The organism is Aliivibrio wodanis, from assembly GCF_052920805.1.
The window spans coordinates 85474-104557 of sequence record NZ_JBREXA010000001.1 but is presented as its reverse complement, the minus strand read 5'-3'; the positions used below and the strand labels follow the sequence as shown (position 1 = coordinate 104557).

The window sequence follows — 19084 nt, the reverse complement described above, 5'->3', positions numbered from 1 at the left end:
CGCTCGTGATTAATATTCAAATAATCACGTTTTTCTAACTCTATAGGTAAGACAGCTTACCCCATATAATTCTCTACCTGTAGCTTCGTCGTAGACACTAACCCCTAACTCTGCAACCACGTAACGCTTACCTCCATATATCACCCCAACTTCGGAAAAATGAAAATCATCGTCCATTTGGGTCGTTTCACCCGTCGTTACGTCATACTTCCAATATTTGGCTCTGTCTTCAAAATACAGATAACTGCTGTCTTCGGCCCATAAGAATTGGGAATGGCCTAAGTCATCGCCCAATACTATCGACTCTTGCGTTTTTAAATCAAAAATGACTTTTTCAACATTATTACTCCAAGCTAAATAGCGATTATTAGGAGAGCGGCGCATCATCTTTACAACAACAGTTCTGTTATGTGCTCTTGGTGGTACGACATCTAGAAAACCTGTAACTAGCCGCAAGTCGGTGCCATCTGTTTTTATACTCCAAATCTTATCCCTCGCTTCATATATGGCTTTTTCATCTGATGAAGCATTGGTAAATTCTCCATTGTCCCACCTAAAATCCACTCTCGGTAAGTCGTAAGAATCCGCATTTGACAGGTCTTCTCTTGGCCACGCTTTGGCGCTGTTTACTACAAAACAAGGTTTCATGATGCCCGGTATGGTGCCATTGGCTTCTTTGGTGAGTATGTAGTTGTCTTTACTGACGTAAACTCGGTTGTCTTCCCAAGCTTGCTCGTTGAGTAATTCAACCTCTGTCTTTGGGGGCTCAGCTGCTGTACTTGGCGCTGTGGGGTCGTCTTGGTTACATCCATTTAGGGACGCAGCTATGCATGCAATTAGAAGAGCCTTATTTAAAAGCATTATTTATCCTCCTTAATAAATGCGCCATTATTCGCAAAACCGTTGTATAACCATGACAATGTGGCTGAGTGGCCTGAGCAGATTTGCGGCCAATGCTGACTTTGCTCAAATAGTTTTTTCTCTGAGGTTAATTGATATTGCCTTGCGCTTCCCGCCGATGCTGAGCGAACATAATTCGCATTAAGACCTAACACATCAAAGAATCGGTATTGGCTTTTTTTCCTTGGATCTTTTCTTTCACTGTTAACTTCTTGAGTTTCAGTGTTTATAAAATAACGATATTGTGCCGATTCACCCCACGCATACTTACCATCAGGACTGATTGAACGGTTCTTTAAAACATATCTCATTTTACGCTCGTGATTAATATTCAAATAATCACGTTTTTCTAACTCTATAGGTAAGACACTTACCCCATATAATTCTCTACCTGTAGCTTCGTCGTAGACACTAACCCCTAACTCTGCAACCACGTAACGCTTCCCTCCATATATCACCCCGACTTCGGAAAAATGAAAGTCATCGTCCATTTGGGTCGTTTTCCCCGTCGTTACGTCATACTTCCAATATTGGGCTCTGTCTTCAAAATACAGATAGCTGCTGTCTTCAGCCCATAAAAATTGCGAGTGACCTAAGTCTGTACCAAGCAATGTGGATTTCTGAGTTTGTACATCAAATACCACTTTATCTGTCCCACCGCTGGTTCTTGAACCGTATGAATAAGCTAAGTATCGATTATTAGGGGAGCGGCGTATTATACGAATATCCCCACTAAAATCATCCGTGACTAACCGTAAATCCGTACCGTCTGTTTTTATGCTCCACACTTTATCGTAAGATTCATATATGGCCTTTTCACTTGCTGAGGCACTCACAAACTTTCCATTATTCCATCTAAAATCTACTCTCGGTAAGTCGTAAGAATCGGCATTTGACAGGTCTTCTCTTGGCCACTCTTTGGCGCTGTTTACCACAAAGCAAGGTTTCATCACGCCCGGTATGGTGCCATTGGCTTCTTTGGTGAGTATGTAATTGTCTTTACTGACGTAAACTCGGTTGTCTTCCCATTCTTGCTCGTTGAGTAATTCAACCTCTGTTTTTGGGGCGGAAATCACTGTAGTTTCTTGCGTTGAGTGCTGTGGATTACAGCCATTAAGAAAAACAAATGCGCTTGTAATGAGGATTTTATGATTTAATCTCATGATTTATCCTCCTTGATAAATGCACCATCATTGGCAAACCCGTTGTATAACCATGACAATGTGGCTGAGTGGCCTGAGCAAATTTGCCCCCAATGCTGATTTTTCTCAAATAACTTTTTCTCTGAGGTTAATTGATACTGCCTTGCGCTTCCCGCCGATGCTGAGCGAACATAATTCGCATTAAGACCTAACACATCAAAGAAACGGTATTGGCTTTTTTTCCTTGGATCTTTTCTTTCACTGTTAATCTCTTGAGTTTCAGTGTTTATAAAGAATCGATATTCATTCGATTCTCCCCACGCATATTTACCATCCGGACTGATTGACCTGTTTTTTAATTCATATTTAAATGAATATTCTCTAGTTATAGTTAAATAACCTTGCTCATCTTCCTTTTCTTGTAATTTTATCGGAAGAGTACTTACACCATATAAACGCTCATCACTTTTTTCATCATAAACACCCACTCCAAAATCAGAGACCGTATAGCGCTTACCTCCATATATCACCCCCACTTTGGAAAAATGAAAGTCATCGTCCATTAGAATCGTTTCACCCGTCGTTACGTCATACTTCCAATATTTGGCTCTGTCTTCAAAATACAGGTAACTGCTGTCTTCGGCCCATAAGAATTGGGAATGGCCTAAGTCTGTACCAAGTAATGTGGATTTCTGAGTTTGTACGTCAAAAATGACTTTATTTACACTGTCACTCCAAGCTAAATAACGGTTATTCGGTGAACGACGCATCATTCGTATTGGAACGGCTTCATGTTGCTTATTCATTGGAACAACATCTAAAAAATCCGTTACTAAACGTAAATCACTACCATCTGTTTTGATGCTCCAAATCTTGTCTCTCGCTTCATAAATTTGTTTTTCAGTCATTACTGAATACGCATCATGTTTCCCATTATTCCATCTAAAATCCACTCTCGGTAAGTCGTAAGAATCGGCATTTGACAAGTCTTCTCTTGGCCACGCTTTGGCGCTGTTTACCACAAAACAAGGTTTCATGATGCCCGGTATGGTGCCATTGGCTTCTTTGGTGAGTATGTAGTTGTCTTTACTGACGTAAACTCGGTTGTCTTCCCATTCTTGCTCGTTGAGTAATTCAACCTCTGTTTTTGGGGGCTCAGCTGCTGTACTTGGCGCAGTGGGATCGTCTTGGTTACATCCATTTAGGAACACAACTATGCATGCAATTAGCAGTGCTTTATTTGAAAGCATTATTTATCTTCCTTAATAAATGCACCATTATTGGCAAACCCGTTGTATAACCATGACAATGTGGCTGAGTGGCCTGAGCAGATTTGCCCCCAATGCTGACTTTGCTCAAATAACTTTTTCTCTGAGGTTAATTGATACTGCCTTGCGCTTCCCGCCGATGCTGAGCGAACATAATTCGCATTAAGACCTAACACATCAAAGAATCGGTATTGGCTTTTTTTCTTAGGATCTATTGTTTCACTTTTAACTTCTTGAGTTTCAGTGTTTATAAAGAATCGATATTCATTCGATTCACCCCACGCATACTTACCATCAGGACTGATTGATCGTGATTTCATATGAAAAGCTTTTCTAAATTTATCGTCTTTAATAAATCGTGAATATATTTCATCTTCTTTAGAAGGGTATCCAAATGACTCTAATCTCTCATCGGTTAATTCATCATAAATTACGACTCCAAAATCAGAGACTACGTAACGCTTTCCACCATATATCACCCCGACTTCGGAAAAATGAAAGTCATCGTCCATTTGGGTCGTTTTTCCCATCGTTACGTCATACTTCCAGTATTTGGCTCTGTCTTCAAAATACAGATAGCTGCTGTCTTCAGCCCATAAAAATTGGGAGTGACCTAAGTCTTTACCAAGTAATGTGGATTTCTGTGTTTGTACATCAAATACCACTTTATCTGTCCCACCGCTGGTTCTTGAACCGTATGAATAAGCTAAGTATCGATTATTAGGGGAGCGGCGCATTATACGAATATCGCCACTAAAATCATCTGTAACTAACCGTAAATCCGTACCATCTGTTTTTACGCTCCACACTTTATCGTAAGATTCATATATGGCCTTTTCACTTGCTGAGGAACTCACAAACTTTCCATTATTCCATCTAAAATCCACTCTCGGTAAGTCGTATGAATCGACATTTGACAGGTCTTCTCTTGGCCACTCTTTGGCGCTGTTTACTACAAAACAAGGTTTCATGATGCCCGGTATGGTGCCATTGGCTTCTTTGGTGAGTATGTAGTTGTCTTTACTGACGTAAACTCGGTTGTCTTCCCATTCTTGCTCGTTGAGTAATTCAACCTCTGTTTTTGGGGCGGAAATCACTGTAGTTTCTTGCGTTGAGTGCTGTGGATTACAGCCATTAAGAAAAACAAATGCGCTTGTAATGAGGATTTTATGATTTAATCTCATGATTTATCCTCCTTGATAAATGCACCATCATTGGCAAACCCGTTGTATAACCATGACAATGTGGCTGAGTGGCCTGAGCAAATTTGCCCCCAATGCTGACTTTGCTCAAATAGTTTTTTCTCTGGGGTTAATTGATATTGCCTTGCGCTTCCCGCCGATGCTGAGCGAACATAATCCGCATTGAGACCTAACACATCAAAGAATCGGTATTGGCTTTTTTTCTTAGGATCTATTGTTTCACTTTTAACTTCTTGAGTTTCAGTGTTTATAAAGAATCGATATTCATTCGATTCACCCCACGCATACTTACCATCAGGACTGATTGATCGTGATTTCATATGAAAAGCTTTTCTAAATTTATCGTCTTTAATAAATCGTGGATATATTTCATCTTCTTTAGAAGGGTATCCAAATGACTCTAATCTCTCATCGGTTAATTCATCATAAATTACGACTCCATAATCAGAGACTACGTAACGCTTCCCTCCATGTATCACCCCCACTTCCGAGAAATGAAAATCATCGTCCATTTGGGTCGTTTCACCCGTCGTTACGTCATACTTCCAATATTTGGCTCTGTCTTCAAAATACAGATAGCTGCTGTCTTCAGCCCATAAGAATTGGGAGTGGCCTAAGTCTTTACCAAGTAATGTAGATTTCTGAGTTTGTACATCAAATACCACTTTATCGGTCCCACCGCTGATTCTTGAACCGTATGAATAAGCTAAGTATCTATTATTAGGGGAGCGGCGCATTATACGAATATCGCCACTAAAATCATCCGTGACTAACCGTAAATCCGTACCGTCTGTTTTTATGCTCCACACTTTATCGTAAGATTCATATATGGCCTTTTCACTTGCTGAGGCACTCACAAACTTTCCATTATTCCACCTAAAATCTACTCTCGGTAAGTCGTAAGAATCGGCATTTGACAGGTCTTCTCTTGGCCACGCTTTGGCGCTGTTTACTACAAAACAAGGTTTCATGATGCCCGGTATGGTGCCATTGGCTTCTTTGGTGAGTATGTAGTTGTCTTTACTGACGTAAACTCGGTTGTCTTCCCACGCTTGCTCGTTGAGTAATTCAACCTCTGTCTTTGGAAGTTCTACCACTGTAGTTTCTGGTGCTGAGTGTTGTGGGTTACAGCCATTAAGAAAAATAAGTGCGCTTGCTATGAGGATTTTATGATTTAATCTCATGATTTATCCTCCTTGATAAATGCGCCATCATTGGCAAACCCGTTATATAACCATGACAATGTGGCTGAGTGGCCTGAGCAGATTTGCGGCCAATGCTGACTTTGCTCAAATAACTTTTTCTCTGGGGTTAATTGATATTGCCTTGCGCTTCCCGCCGATGCTGAGCGAACATAATTCGCATTAAGACCTAACACATCAAAGAAACGGTATTGGCTTTTTTTCCTTGGATCTTTTCTTTCACTGTTAACTTCTTGAGTTTCAGTGTTTATAAAGAATCGATATTCATTCGATTCACCCCACGCATACTTACCATCAGGACTGATTGACCTGTTTTTTAATTCATATTTAAATGAATATTCTCTAGTTATAGTTAAATAACCTTGCTCATCTTCCTTTTCTTGTAATTTTATCGGAAGAGTACTTACACCATATAAACGCTCATCACTTTTTTCATCATAAACACCCACTCCAAAATCAGAGACTACGTAACGCTTCCCGCCATATATCACCCCGACTTCGGAAAAATGAAAATCATCGTCCATTTTGGTCGTTTCACCCGTCGTTACGTCATACTTCCAATATTTGGCTCTGTCTTCAAAATACAGGTAACTGCTGTCTTCGGCCCATAAGAATTGGGAATGACCTAAATCTGTACCAAGCAATGTGGATTTCTGTGTTTGTACATCAAATACCACTTTATCTGTCCCACCGCTGGTTCTTGAACCGTATGAATAAGCTAAGTATCGATTATTAGGGGAGCGGCGCATTATACGAATATCGCCACTAAAATCATCCGTGACTAACCGTAAATCCGTACCGTCTGTTTTTATGCTCCACACTTTATCGTAAGATTCATATATGGCCTTTTCACTTGCTGAGGCACTCACAAACTTTCCATTATTCCATCTAAAATCTACTCTCGGTAAGTCGTAAGAATCGGCATTTGACAGGTCTTCTCTTGGCCACTCTTTGGCGCTGTTTACCACAAAACAAGGCTTCATCACGCCCGGTATGGTGTCATTGGCTTCTTTGGTGAGTATGTAGTTGTCTTTACTGACGTAAACTCGGTTGTCTTCCCACGCTTGCTCGTTGAGTAATTCAACCTCTGTTTTTGGGGCGGCAACCACTGTAGTTTCTGGTGTTGTGGGAGCCTCTTGATTACATCCGTTTAAGAGCATGACTATGCATACGATTAGCAGTGCTTTATTTGAAAGCATTATTTATCTTCCTTAATAAATGCACCATCATTGGCAAACCCGTTGTATAACCATGACAATGTGGCTGAGTGGCCTGAGCAAATTTGCCCCCAATGCTGACTTTGCTCAAATAGTTTTTTCTCTGGGGTTAATTGATATTGCCTTGCGCTTCCCGCCGATGCTGAGCGAACATAATTCGCATTAAGACCTAACACATCAAAGAAACGGTATTGGCTTTTTTTCCTTGGATCTTTTCTTTCACTGTTAACCTCTTGAGTTTCTGTGTTTATAAAATAACGATATTGCGCCGATTCACCCCAAGCATATTTACCATCCGGACTGATTGATTTATTCTTTAAGTAGTATTTTTTATCATAAGCGGCTGAAATATACTTTCGTGCTAATTGATTTTCCTTTTCTGTGCCTAAAGCTATTCCATAAAGCCGCTTACCAGTCACTTCATTAAAAATAGTCAGACCATAATCAGAGACCACGTAACGCTTCCCTCCATATATCACCCCGACTTCGGAAAAATGAAAGTCATCGTCCATTTGGGTCGTTTCACCCGTCGTTACGTCATACTTCCAATATTTGGCTCTGTCTTCAAAATACAGATAGCTGCTGTCTTCGGCCCATAAGAATTGGGAATGGCCTAAGTCTGTACCAAGTAATGTGGATTTCTGAGTTTGTACATCAAAAATGACTTTTTCAACATTATTACTCCAAGCTAAATAGCGATTATTGGGAGAGCGCCGCATCATCTTTACAACAACAGTTCTGTTATGTGCTCTTGGTGGTACGACATCTAGAAAATCTGTAACTAGCCGCAAGTCGGTGCCATCTGTTTTTATACTCCAAATCTTATCCCTCGCTTCATATATGGCTTTTTCATCTGATGAAGCATTGGTAAATTCTCCATTGTCCCACCTAAAATCCACTCTCGGTAAGTCGTATGAATCGGTATTTGACAGGTCTTCTCTTGGCCACTCTTTGGCGCTGTTTACCACAAAACAAGGTTTCATTATGCCCGGTATGGTGCCATTGGCTTCTTTGGTGAGTATGTAGTTGTCTTTACTGACGTAAACTCGGTTATCTTTCCACGCTTGCTCGTTGAGTAATTCAACCTCTGTTTTTGGGGCGGCAACCACTGTAGTTTCTGGCATTGTGGGATCGTCTTGGTTACATCCATTTAAGAGCATGGCTATGCATGCAATTAAAAGTGCTTTATTTAAAAACATCATTTATCCTCCTTGATAAATGCGCCATCATTGGCAAACCCGTTGTATAACCATGACAATGTGGCTGAGTGGCCTGAGCAGATTTGCCCCCAATGCTGACTTTGCTCAAATAGTTTTTTCTCTGGAGTTAATTGATATTGTCTTGCGCTTCCCGCCGATGCTGAGCGAACATAATTCGCATTAAGACCTAACACATCAAAGAAACGGTATTGGCTTTTTTTCCTTGGATCTTTTCTTTCACTGTTAATCTCTTGAGTTTCAGTGTTTATAAAGAATCGATATTCATTCGATTCTCCCCATGCATATTTACCATCCGGACTGATTGACCTGTTTTTTAATTCATATTTAAATGAATGCTCTCTAGTAACAACTAAATAACCTTGCTCTTTTTTCTGCTCTTGTAATTCTTTTGGGTAGATACTTACACCATATAAACGCTCATCACTTCTTTCATCATAAACACCCACTCCAAAATCAGAGACCACGTAACGCTTTCCTCCATATATCACTCCCACTTCTGAGAAATGAAAGTCATCGTCCATTAGAATCGTTTCACCCGTCGTTACGTCATACTTCCAATATTGAGCTCTGTCTTCAAAATACAGGTAGCTGCTGTCTTCGGCCCATAAGAATTGCGAGTGGCCTAAGTCATCGCCCAATACTATTGACTCTTGCGTTTTTAAATCAAAAATGACTTTATTTACACTGTCACTCCAAGCTAAATAACGGTTATTCGGTGAACGACGCATCATTCGTATTGGAACGGCTTCATGTTGCTTATTCATTGGAACAACATCTAAAAAATCCGTTACTAAACGTAAATCACTACCATCTGTTTTGATGCTCCAAATCTTGTCTCTCGCTTCATAAATTTGTTTTTCAGTCATTACTGAATACGCATCATGTTTCCCATTATTCCATCTAAAATCCACTCTCGGTAAGTCGTAAGAATCGGCATTTGACAAGTCTTCTCTTGGCCACGCTTTGGCGCTGTTTACCACAAAACAAGGTTTCATGATGCCCGGTATGGTGCCATTGGCTTCTTTGGTGAGTATGTAGTTGTCTTTACTGACGTAAACTCGGTTGTCTTCCCACGCTTGCTCGTTGAGTAATTCAACCTCTGTTTTTGGGGCGGCAACCACTGTAGTTTCTGGCATTGTGGGATCGTCTTGGTTACATCCATTTAAGAGCATGGCTATGCATGCAATTAAAAGTGCTTTATTTAAAAACATCATTTATCCTCCTTGATAAATGCGCCATCATTGGCAAACCCGTTGTATAACCATGACAATGTGGCTGAGTGGCCTGAGCAGATTTGCCCCCAATGCTGACTTTGCTCAAATAACTTTTTCTCTGAGGTTAATTGATACTGCCTTGCGCTTCCCGCCGATGCTGAGCGAACATAATTCGCATTAAGACCTAACACATCAAAGAAACGGTATTGGCTTTTTTTCCTTGGATCTTTTCTTTCACTGTTAATCTCTTGAGTTTCAGTGTTTATAAAGAATCGATATTCATTCGATTCACCCCACGCATATTTACCATCCGGACTGATTGACCTGTTTTTTAATTCATATTTAAATGAATGCTCTCTAGTAACAACTAAATAACCTTGCTCTTTTTTCTGCTCTTGTAATTCTTTTGGGTAGATACTTACACCATATAAACGCTCATCACTTTTCTCATCATAAACACCCACTCCAAAATCAGAGACTACGTAACGCTTCCCGCCATATATCACCCCGACTTCGGAAAAATGAAAATCATCGTCCATTTTGGTCGTTTCACCCGTCGTTACGTCATACTTCCAATATTTGGCTCTGTCTTCAAAATACAGGTAACTGCTGTCTTCGGCCCATAAGAATTGGGAATGGCCTAAGTCATCGCCCAATACTATCGACTCTCGCGTTTTTAAATCAAAAATGACTTTTTCAACATTATTACTCCAAGCTAAATAGCGATTATTAGGAGAGCGGCGCATCATCTTTACAACAACAGTTCTGTTATGTGCTCTTGGTGGTACGACATCTAGAAAATCTGTAACTAGCCGCAAGTCAGTACCATCTGTTTTTATACTCCAAATCTTATCCCTAGCTTCATATATGGCTTTTTCATCTGATGAAGCATTGGTAAATTCTCCATTGTCCCACCTAAAATCCACTCTCGGTAAGTCGTAAGAATCGGTATTTGCCAGGTCTTCTCTTGGCCACGCTTTGGCGCTGTTTACCACAAAACAAGGTTTCATGATGCCCGGTATGGTGCCATTGGCTTCTTTGGTGAGTATGTAGTTGTCTTTACTGACGTAAACTCGGTTGTCTTCCCACACTTGCTCGTTGAGTAATTCAACCTCTGTCTTTGGAAGTTCTACCACTGTAATTTCTGGTGCTGAGTGTTGTGGGTTACAGCCATTAAGAAAAATAAGTGCGCTTGCTATGAGGATTTTATGATGTGGTATCATGATTTATCCTCCTTGATAAATGCGCCATAATTGGCAAACCCGTTGTATAACCATGACAAGGTGGCTGAGTGGCCTGAGCAGATTTGCGGCCAGTTTACCCATTCATTCTTCGGGACCGTTTTATCTTCGTTTAATTTAAGGAAAATAACCCCTCCCGCACCATCTCTTACGTAATTGGCATTTAACCCTAACTGCTCAAAATATTGATACTTTCCGACTTCTGAACGCACTATTTTTTCACTGTTAACTTCTTGAGTTTCAGTGTTTATAAAGAATCGATATTCATTCGATTCTCCCCAAGCATATTTACCATCCGGACTGATTGACCTGTTTTTTAATTCATATTTAAATGAATATTCTCTAGTTATAGTTAAGTAGCCTTGCTCATCTTCCTTTTTTTGTAATTTTATTGGAAGAGTACTTACACCATATAAACGCTCATCACTTTTCTCATCATAAACACCCACTCCAAAATCAGAGACTACGTAACGCTTCCCTCCATATATCACTCCCACTTCCGAGAAATGAAAGTCATCGTCCATTTGGGTCGTTTCACCCGTCGTTACGTCATACTTCCAATATTGGGCTCTGTCTTCAAAATACAGATAGCTGCTGTCTTCAGCCCATAAAAATTGGGAATGGCCTAAATCGTCGCCCAATACTATTGACTCTTGCGTTTTTAAATCAAAAATGACTTTTTCAACATTATTACTCCAAGCTAAATAGCGATTATTAGGAGAGCGGCGCATCATCTTTACAACAACAGTTCTGTTATGTGCTCTTGGTGGTACGACATCTAGAAAATCTGTAACTAGCCGCAAGTCAGTACCATCTGTTTTTATACTCCAAATCTTATCCCTCGCTTCATATATGGCTTTTTCATCTGATGAAGCATTGGTAAATTCTCCATTGTCCCACCTAAAATCCACTCTCGGTAAGTCGTAAGAATCGGCATTTGACAGGTCTTCCTCTTGGCCACTCTTTGGCGCTGTTTACCACAAAGCAAGGTTTCATGATGCCCGGTATGGTGCCATTGGCTTCTTTGGTGAGTATGTAGTTGTCTTTACTGACGTAAACTCGGTTGTCTTCCCACACTTGCTCGTTGAGTAATTCAACCTCTGTCTTTGGAAGTTCTACCACTGTAATTTCTGGTGCTGAGTGTTGTGGGTTACAGCCATTAAGAAAAATAAGTGCGCTTGCTATGAGGATTTTATGATGTGGTATCATGATTTATCCTCCTTGATAAATGCGCCATCATTGGCAAACCCGTTGTATAACCATGACAAGGTGGCTGAGTGGCCTGAGCAGATTTGCGGCCAGTTTACCCATTCATTCTTCGGGACCGTTTTATCTTCGTTTAATTTAAGGAAAATAACCCCTCCCGCACCATCTCTTACGTAATTGGCATTTAACCCTAACTGCTCAAAATATTGATACTTTCCGACTTCTGAACGCACTATTTTTTCACTGTTAACTTCTTGAGTTTCAGTGTTTATAAAATAACGATATTGCGCCGATTCACCCCAAGCATATTTACCATCCGGACTGATTGATTTATTATTTAAGTAGTATTTTTTATCATAAGCGGCTGAAATATACTTTCGTGCTAATTGATTTTCCTTTTCTGTGCCTAAAGATATTCCATAAAGCCGCTTACCAGTCACTTCATTAAAAATAGTCAGACCATAATCAGAGACCACGTAACGCTTACCTCCATATATCACCCCGACTTCGGAAAAATGAAAGTCATCGTCCATTAGAGTCGTTTCACCCGTCGTTACGTCATACTTCCAATATTTGGCTCTGTCTTCAAAATACAGATAACTGCTGTCTTCCGCCCATAAAAATTGGGAATGGCCTAAGTCATCGCCCAATACTATCGACTCTTGCGTTTTTAAATCAAAAATGACTTTTTCAACATTATTACTCCAAGCTAAATAGCGATTATTAGGAGATCGGCGCATCATCTTTACAACAACAGTTCTGTTATGTGCTCTTGGTGGTACGACATCTAGAAAATCTGTAACTAGCCGCAAGTCAGTACCATCTGTTTTTATACTCCAAATCTTATCCCTAGCTTCATATATGGCTTTTTCATCTGATGAAGCATTGGTAAATTCTCCATTGTCCCACCTAAAATCCACTCTCGGTAAGTCATAAGAATCGATATTTGACAGGTCTTCTCTTGGCCACGCTTTGGCGCTGTTTACCACAAAACAAGGTTTCATGATGCCCGGTATGGTGCCATTGGCTTCTTTGGTGAGTATGTAGTTGTCTTTACTGACGTAAACTCGGTTGTCTTCCCATTCTTGCTCGTTGAGTAATTCAACCTCTGTTTTTGGGGCGGAAATCACTGTAGTTTCTTGCGTTGAGTGCTGTGGATTACAGCCATTAAGAAAAACAAATGCGCTTGTAATGAGGATTTTATGATTTAATCTCATGATTTATCCTCCTTGATAAATGCACCATCATTGGCAAACCCGTTGTATAACCATGACAATGTGGCTGAGTGGCCTGAGCAAATTTGCCCCCAATGCTGACTTTGCTCAAATAGTTTTTTCTCTGGGGTTAATTGATATTGCCTTGCGCTTCCCGCCGATGCTGAGCGAACATAATCCGCATTGAGACCTAACACATCAAAGAATCGGTATTGGCTTTTTTTCTTGGGATCTTTTCTTTCACTGTTAATCTCTTGAGTTTCAGTGTTTATAAAGAATCGATATTCATTCGATTCACCCCACGCATACTTACCATCCGGACTGATTGACCTGTTTTTTAATTCATATTTAAATGAATGCTCTCTAGTAACAACTAAATAACCTTGCTCTTTTTTCTGCTCTTGTAATTCTTTTGGGTAGATACTTACACCATATAAACGCTCATCACTTTTCTCATCATAAACACCCACTCCAAAATCAGAGACCGTATAGCGCTTCCCTCCATATATCACCCCGACTTCGGAAAAATGAAAGTCATCGTCCATTTGGATCGTTTCACCCGTCGTTACGTCATACTTCCAATATTGGGCTCTGTCTTCAAAATACAGGTAGCTGCTGTCTTCCGCCCATAAGAATTGGGAGTGGCCTAAGTCTGTACCAAGCAATGTAGATTTCTGAGTTTTTAAATCAAATACCACTTTATCTGTCCCACCGCTGGTTCTTGAACCGTATGAATAAGCTAAGTATCTATTATTAGGAGAGCGCCGCATTATACGAATATCGCCACTAAAATCATCCGTGACTAACCGTAAATCCGTACCATCTGTTTTTACGCTCCACACTTTATCGTAAGATTCATATATGGCCTTTTCACTTGCTGAGGCACTCACAAACTTTCCATTATTCCACCTAAAATCTACTCTCGGTAAGTCGTAAGAATCGGCATTTGACAAGTCTTCTCTTGGCCACGCTTTGGCGCTGTTTACCACAAAACAAGGTTTCATGATGCCCGGTATGGTGCCATTGGCTTCTTTGGTGAGTATGTAGTTGTCTTTACTGACGTAAACTCGGTTGTCTTCCCACGCTTGCTCGTTGAGTAATTCAACCTCTGTTTTTGGGGCGGCAACCACTGTAGTTTCTGGCATTGTGGGATCGTCTTGGTTACATCCATTTAAGAGCATGGCTATGCATGCAATTAAAAGTGCTTTATTTAAAAACATCATTTATCCTCCTTGATAAATGCGCCATCATTGGCAAACCCGTTGTATAACCATGACAATGTGGCTGAGTGGCCTGAGCAGATTTGCCCCCAATGCTGACTTTGCTCAAATAGTTTTTTCTCTGGAGTTAATTGATATTGTCTTGCGCTTCCCGCCGATGCTGAGCGAACATAATTCGCATTAAGACCTAACACATCAAAGAAACGGTATTGGCTTTTTTTCCTTGGATCTTTTCTTTCACTGTTAACCTCTTGAGTTTCTGTGTTTATAAAATAACGATATTGCGCCGATTCACCCCAAGCATATTTACCATCCGGACTGATTGATTTATTCTTTAAGTAGTATTTTTTATCATAAGCGGCTGAAATATGCTTTCGTGCTAATTGATTTTCCTTTTCTGTACCTAAAGCTATTCCATAAAGCCGCTTACCAGTCACTTCATTAAAAATAGTCAGACCATAATCAGAGACAACATAACGCTTACCTCCATATATCACCCCGACTTCGGAAAAATGAAAGTCATCGTCCATTAGAGTCGTTTCACCCGTCATTACGTCATACTTCCAATATTTGGATCTGTCTTCAAAATACAGATAGCTGCTGTCTTCAGCCCATAAAAATTGGGAATGGCCTAAGTCTGTACCAAGTAATGTGGATTTCTGAGTTTGTACATCAAATACCACTTTATCTGTCCCACCGCTGGTTCTTGAACCGTATGAATAAGCTAAGTATCTATTATTAGGGGAGCGGCGCATTATACGAATATCGCCACTAAAATCATCCGTGACTAACCGTAAATCCGTACCGTCTGTTTTTATGCTCCACACTTTATCGTAAGATTCATATATGGCCTTTTCACTTGCTGAGGCACTCACAAACTTTCCATTATTCCACCTAAAATCTACTCTCGGTAAGTCATAAGAATCGATATTTGACAGGTCTTCTCTTGGCCACTCTTTGGCGCTGTTTACCACAAAGCAAGGTTTCATCACGCCCGGTATGGTGCCATTGGCTTCTTTGGTGAGTATGTAATTGTCTTTACTGACGTAAACTCGGTTGCCTTCCCACACTTGCTCGTTGAGTAATTCAACCTCTGTTTTTGGGGCGGAAATCACTGTAGTTTCTGGTGTTGTGGGAGCGTCTTGGTTACATCCATTTAGGAACACAACTATGCATGCGATTAGAAGCGACTTATTTAAAAACATTATTTATCCTCCTTGATAAATGCACCATCATTGGCAAACCCGTTATATAACCATGACAATGTGGCTGAATGGCCTGAGCAGATTTGCGGCCAGTTTACCCATTCATCCTTCGGAACCGTTTTATCTTCGTTTAATTTAAGAAAAATAACCCCTCCCGCCCCATCTCTTACGTAATTAGCATTTAACCCTAACTGCTCAAAATATTGATACTTTCCTACCTCGGAACGCACTATTTTTTCACTGTTAACTTCTTGAGTTTCAGTGTTTATAAAGAATCGATATTCATTCGATTCTCCCCACGCATACTTACCATCAGGACTGATTGATCGTGATTTCATATGAAAAGCTTTTCTAAATTTATCGTCTTTAATAAATCGTGGATATATTTCATCTTCTTTAGAAGGGTATCCAAATGACTCTAATCTCTCATCGGTTAATTCATCATAAATTACGACTCCAAAATCAGAGACCACGTAACGCTTTCCACCATATATCACCCCGACTTCGGAAAAATGAAAGTCATCGTCCATTAGAATCGTTTCACCCGTCGTTACGTCATACTTCCAATATTGGGCTCTGTCTTCAAAATACAGGTAACTGCTGTCTTCGGCCCATAAGAATTGGGAATGGCCTAAGTCGTCGCCCAATACTATCGACTCTTGCGTTTTTAAATCAAAAATGACTTTTTCAACATTATTACTCCAAGCTAAATAGCGATTATTAGGAGAGCGGCGCATCATCCTTACAACAACAGTTCTGTTATGTGCTCTTGGTGGTACGACATCTAGAAAATCTGTAACTAGCCGCAAGTCAGTACCATCTGTTTTTATACTCCAAATCTTATCCCTAGCTTCATATATGGCTTTTTCATCTGATGAAGCATTGGTACATTCTCCATTGTCCCACCTAAAATCCACTCTCGGTAAGTCGTAAGAATCCGCATTTGACAGGTCTTCTCTTGGCCACGCTTTGGCGCTGTTTACCACAAAACAAGGTTTCATGATGCCCGGTATGGTGCCATTGGCTTCTTTGGTGAGTATGTAGTTGTCTTTACTGACGTAAACTCGGTTGTCTTCCCACGCTTGCTCGTTGAGTAATTCAACCTCTGTTTTTGGGGCGGAAATCACTGTAGTTTCTTGCGTTGAGTGCTGTGGATTACAGCCATTAAGAAAAACAAATGCGCTTGTAATGAGGATTTTATGATTTAATCTCATGATTTATCCTCCTTGATAAATGCACCATCATTGGCAAACCCGTTGTATAACCATGACAATGTGGCTGAGTGGCCTGAGCAAATTTGCCCCCAATGCTGACTTTGCTCAAATAGTTTTTTCTCTGGGGTTAATTGATATTGCCTTGCGCTTCCCGCCGATGCTGAGCGAACATAATCCGCATTGAGACCTAACACATCAAAGAATCGGTATTGGCTTTTTTTCTTGGGATCTTTTCTTTCACTGTTAATCTCTTGAGTTTCAGTGTTTATAAAGAATCGATATTCATTCGATTCACCCCACGCATACTTACCATCAGGACTGATTGATCGTGATTTCATATGAAAAGCTTTTCTAAATTTATCGTCTTTAATAAATCGTGGATATATTTCATCTTCTTTAGAAGGGTATCCAAATGACTCTAATCTCTCATCGGTTAATTCATCATAAATTACGACTCCAAAATCAGAGACCACGTAACGCTTTCCACCATATATCACCCCGACTTCGGAAAAATGAAAGTCATCGTCCATTAGAATCGTTTCACCCGTCGTTACGTCATACTTCCAATATTGGGCTCTGTCTTCAAAATACAGATAGCTGCTGTCTTCCGCCCATAAGAATTGGGAATGGCCTAAGTCGTCGCCCAATACTATTGACTCTTGCGTTTTTAAATCAAAAATGACTTTTTCAACATTATTACTCCAAGCTAAATAACGATTATTAGGAGAGCGGCGCATCATCTTTACAACAACAGTTCTGTTATGTGCTCTTGGTGGTACGACATCTAGAAAATCTGTAACTAGCCGCAAGTCGGTGCCATCTGTTTTTATACTCCAAATCTTATCCCTCGCTTCATATATGGCTTTTTCATCTGATGAAGCATTGGTAAATTCTCCATTGTCCCACCTAAAATCCACTCTCGGTAAGTCATAAGAATCGATATTTGACAGGTCTTCTCTTGGCCACTCTTTGGCGCTGTTTACCACAAAACAAGGTTTCATGATGCCCGGTATGGTGCCATTGGCTTCTTTGGTGAGTATGTAGTTGTCTTTACTGACGTAAACTCGGTTGTCTTCCCACGCTTGCTCGTTGAGTAATTCAACCTCTGTTTTTGGGGCGGCAACCACTGTAGTTTCTGGTGTTGTGGGAGCCTCTTGATTACATCCGCTTAAGAGCATGACTATGCATACGATTAGCAGTGCTTTATTTGAAAGCATTATTTATCTTCCTTAATAAATGCACCATCATTGGCAAACCCGTTGTATAACCATGACAATGTGGCTGAATGGCCTGAGCAGATTTGCGGCCAGTTTACCCATTCATCCTTCGGGACCGTTTTATCTTCGTTTAATTTAAGGAAAATAACCCCTCCTGCCCCATCTCTTACGTAATTAGCATTTAACCCTAACTGCTCAAAATATTGATACTGTCCTACCTCGGAGCGCACTATTCTTTCACTGTTAACTTCTTGAGTTTCAGTGTTTATAAAGAATCGATATTCATTCGATTCACCCCACGCATACTTACCATCAGGACTGATTGAACGGTTTTTTAAAACATATCTCATTTTACGCTCGTGATTAATATTCAAATAATCACGTTTTTCTAACTCTATAGGTAAGACACTTACCCCATATAATTCTCTACCTGTAGCTTCGTCGTAGACACTAACCCCTAACTCTGCAACCACGTAACGCTTACCTCCATATATCACCCCCACTTCAGAAAAATGAAAGTCATCGTCCATTAGAATCGTTTCACCCGTCGTTACGTCATACTTCCAATATTTGGCTCTGTCTTCAAAATACAGATAGCTGCTGTCTTCGGCCCATAAGAATTGGGAATGGCCTAAGTCTGTACCAAGTAATGTGGATTTCTGAGTTTGTACATCAAATACCACTTTATCTGTCCCACCGCTGGTTCTTGAACCGTATGAATAAGCTAAGTATCGATTATTAGGGGAGCGGCGCATTATACGAATATCGCCACTAAAATCATCTGTAACTAACCGTAAATCCGTACCATCTGTTTTTACGCTCCACACTTTATCGTAAGATTCATATATGGCCTTTTCACTTGCTGAGGCACTCACAAACTTTCCATTATTCCATCTAAAATCCACTCTCGGTAAGTCGTATGAATCGACATTTGACAGGTCTTCTCTTGGCCACTCTTTGGCGCTGTTTACCACAAAGCAAGGTTTCATGATGCCCGGTATGGTGCCATTGGCTTCTTTGGTAAGTATGTAATTGTCTTTACTGACGTAAACTCGGTTGTCTTCCCACGCTTGCTCGTTGAGTAATTCAACCTCTGTCTTTGGGGGCTCAGCTGCTGAAGTTTGTAGGGCTGAATCTTTTTTATTACAACCTATGAGGATAATGAACCCCACCAATGCTAGCCATAAATATTTTATATTCAT

The 19084-nt window shown here is 40.4% G+C and carries 15 protein-coding genes and 1 pseudogene; all 16 read right to left on the bottom strand.

Going from position 1 to position 19084, the window contains the following annotated elements; translation table 11 throughout:
• Positions 1-24: 24 nt before the first annotated feature.
• The 16 genes and pseudogenes from ACU5DF_RS00460 to ACU5DF_RS00385 all read right to left on the bottom strand — a co-directional run bounded on the left by ACU5DF_RS00460 (position 25) and on the right by ACU5DF_RS00385 (position 19084).
• Entirely contained in the window at positions 25-861 is an 837-nt protein-coding gene (locus ACU5DF_RS00460; RefSeq protein WP_446711364.1) for a hypothetical protein, read from the bottom strand.
• Entirely contained in the window at positions 861-2063 is a 1203-nt protein-coding gene (locus ACU5DF_RS00455) for a TolB family protein (protein WP_446711363.1), read from the bottom strand. The genes ACU5DF_RS00460 and ACU5DF_RS00455 overlap by 1 nt, the downstream gene beginning before the upstream one ends.
• Complete coding sequence (locus ACU5DF_RS00450) at positions 2060-3292, bottom strand: hypothetical protein (RefSeq protein ID WP_446711362.1); 1233 nt, start codon at positions 3290-3292, stop codon at positions 2060-2062. The genes ACU5DF_RS00455 and ACU5DF_RS00450 overlap by 4 nt, the downstream gene beginning before the upstream one ends.
• Positions 3292-4494 carry a TolB-like translocation protein gene (locus ACU5DF_RS00445; protein ID WP_446711361.1) on the bottom strand — a complete coding sequence of 401 codons (1203 nt, stop codon included), beginning with the start codon at positions 4492-4494 and terminating at the stop codon, positions 3292-3294. The genes ACU5DF_RS00450 and ACU5DF_RS00445 overlap by 1 nt, the downstream gene beginning before the upstream one ends.
• Positions 4491-5696, bottom strand: a complete 1206-nt coding sequence (locus ACU5DF_RS00440; protein ID WP_446711360.1) for a TolB-like translocation protein — start codon at positions 5694-5696, stop codon at positions 4491-4493. Before ACU5DF_RS00440 ends, ACU5DF_RS00445 begins: the two co-directional genes overlap by 4 nt.
• Positions 5693-6913, bottom strand: a complete 1221-nt coding sequence (locus tag ACU5DF_RS00435) for a TolB-like translocation protein (protein WP_446711359.1) — start codon at positions 6911-6913, stop codon at positions 5693-5695. Before ACU5DF_RS00435 ends, ACU5DF_RS00440 begins: the two co-directional genes overlap by 4 nt.
• Positions 6913-8130 (bottom strand): hypothetical protein, encoded by a 1218-nt coding sequence (locus ACU5DF_RS00430; protein WP_446712456.1) that lies wholly within the window; start codon positions 8128-8130, stop codon positions 6913-6915. Before ACU5DF_RS00430 ends, ACU5DF_RS00435 begins: the two co-directional genes overlap by 1 nt.
• A complete protein-coding gene (locus tag ACU5DF_RS00425) occupies positions 8130-9362 on the bottom strand; it encodes a hypothetical protein (protein ID WP_446712455.1) in 1233 nt (410 codons plus the stop codon). The genes ACU5DF_RS00430 and ACU5DF_RS00425 overlap by 1 nt, the downstream gene beginning before the upstream one ends.
• Positions 9362-10588 (bottom strand): hypothetical protein, encoded by a 1227-nt coding sequence (locus ACU5DF_RS00420; RefSeq protein ID WP_446711358.1) that lies wholly within the window; start codon positions 10586-10588, stop codon positions 9362-9364. The genes ACU5DF_RS00425 and ACU5DF_RS00420 overlap by 1 nt, the downstream gene beginning before the upstream one ends.
• Positions 10585-11815 (bottom strand): annotated as a pseudogene (locus ACU5DF_RS00415) (hypothetical protein). The gene ACU5DF_RS00420 and the pseudogene ACU5DF_RS00415 overlap by 4 nt, the downstream one beginning before the upstream one ends.
• A complete protein-coding gene (locus ACU5DF_RS00410) occupies positions 11812-13029 on the bottom strand; it encodes a hypothetical protein (RefSeq protein WP_446711357.1) in 1218 nt (405 codons plus the stop codon). The pseudogene ACU5DF_RS00415 and the gene ACU5DF_RS00410 overlap by 4 nt, the downstream one beginning before the upstream one ends.
• Positions 13026-14246 carry a TolB family protein gene (locus ACU5DF_RS00405; RefSeq protein ID WP_446712454.1) on the bottom strand — a complete coding sequence of 407 codons (1221 nt, stop codon included), beginning with the start codon at positions 14244-14246 and terminating at the stop codon, positions 13026-13028. Before ACU5DF_RS00405 ends, ACU5DF_RS00410 begins: the two co-directional genes overlap by 4 nt.
• The gene (locus tag ACU5DF_RS00400; RefSeq protein WP_446711356.1) at positions 14246-15451 is read right to left on the bottom strand and encodes a TolB-like translocation protein; all 1206 of its coding nucleotides are present in this window, start codon (positions 15449-15451) and stop codon (positions 14246-14248) included. Before ACU5DF_RS00400 ends, ACU5DF_RS00405 begins: the two co-directional genes overlap by 1 nt.
• Entirely contained in the window at positions 15451-16665 is a 1215-nt protein-coding gene (locus ACU5DF_RS00395; protein ID WP_446711355.1) for a TolB-like translocation protein, read from the bottom strand. Before ACU5DF_RS00395 ends, ACU5DF_RS00400 begins: the two co-directional genes overlap by 1 nt.
• Positions 16662-17882 carry a TolB-like translocation protein gene (locus ACU5DF_RS00390; protein WP_446711354.1) on the bottom strand — a complete coding sequence of 407 codons (1221 nt, stop codon included), beginning with the start codon at positions 17880-17882 and terminating at the stop codon, positions 16662-16664. The genes ACU5DF_RS00395 and ACU5DF_RS00390 overlap by 4 nt, the downstream gene beginning before the upstream one ends.
• On the bottom strand, positions 17882-19084 hold the full coding sequence (locus ACU5DF_RS00385) for a TolB-like translocation protein (protein ID WP_446711353.1): 1203 nt from the start codon (positions 19082-19084) through the stop codon (positions 17882-17884). The genes ACU5DF_RS00390 and ACU5DF_RS00385 overlap by 1 nt, the downstream gene beginning before the upstream one ends.

Excerpts from the sequence above, each read along its gene's own strand:
- ACU5DF_RS00460 (WP_446711364.1), bottom strand. The coding sequence starts at position 861 with ATGCTTTTAAATAAGGCTCTTCTAATTGCATGCATAGCTGCGTCCCTA.
- ACU5DF_RS00455 (WP_446711363.1), bottom strand. The coding sequence starts at position 2,063 with ATGAGATTAAATCATAAAATCCTCATTACAAGCGCATTTGTTTTTCTT.
- ACU5DF_RS00450 (WP_446711362.1), bottom strand. The coding sequence starts at position 3,292 with ATGCTTTCAAATAAAGCACTGCTAATTGCATGCATAGTTGTGTTCCTA.
- ACU5DF_RS00445 (WP_446711361.1), bottom strand. The coding sequence starts at position 4,494 with ATGAGATTAAATCATAAAATCCTCATTACAAGCGCATTTGTTTTTCTT.
- ACU5DF_RS00440 (WP_446711360.1), bottom strand. The coding sequence starts at position 5,696 with ATGAGATTAAATCATAAAATCCTCATAGCAAGCGCACTTATTTTTCTT.
- ACU5DF_RS00435 (WP_446711359.1), bottom strand. The coding sequence starts at position 6,913 with ATGCTTTCAAATAAAGCACTGCTAATCGTATGCATAGTCATGCTCTTA.
- ACU5DF_RS00430 (WP_446712456.1), bottom strand. The coding sequence starts at position 8,130 with ATGTTTTTAAATAAAGCACTTTTAATTGCATGCATAGCCATGCTCTTA.
- ACU5DF_RS00425 (WP_446712455.1), bottom strand. The coding sequence starts at position 9,362 with ATGTTTTTAAATAAAGCACTTTTAATTGCATGCATAGCCATGCTCTTA.
- ACU5DF_RS00420 (WP_446711358.1), bottom strand. The coding sequence starts at position 10,588 with ATGATACCACATCATAAAATCCTCATAGCAAGCGCACTTATTTTTCTT.
- ACU5DF_RS00410 (WP_446711357.1), bottom strand. The coding sequence starts at position 13,029 with ATGAGATTAAATCATAAAATCCTCATTACAAGCGCATTTGTTTTTCTT.
- ACU5DF_RS00405 (WP_446712454.1), bottom strand. The coding sequence starts at position 14,246 with ATGTTTTTAAATAAAGCACTTTTAATTGCATGCATAGCCATGCTCTTA.
- ACU5DF_RS00400 (WP_446711356.1), bottom strand. The coding sequence starts at position 15,451 with ATGTTTTTAAATAAGTCGCTTCTAATCGCATGCATAGTTGTGTTCCTA.
- ACU5DF_RS00395 (WP_446711355.1), bottom strand. The coding sequence starts at position 16,665 with ATGAGATTAAATCATAAAATCCTCATTACAAGCGCATTTGTTTTTCTT.
- ACU5DF_RS00390 (WP_446711354.1), bottom strand. The coding sequence starts at position 17,882 with ATGCTTTCAAATAAAGCACTGCTAATCGTATGCATAGTCATGCTCTTA.
- ACU5DF_RS00385 (WP_446711353.1), bottom strand. The coding sequence starts at position 19,084 with ATGAATATAAAATATTTATGGCTAGCATTGGTGGGGTTCATTATCCTC.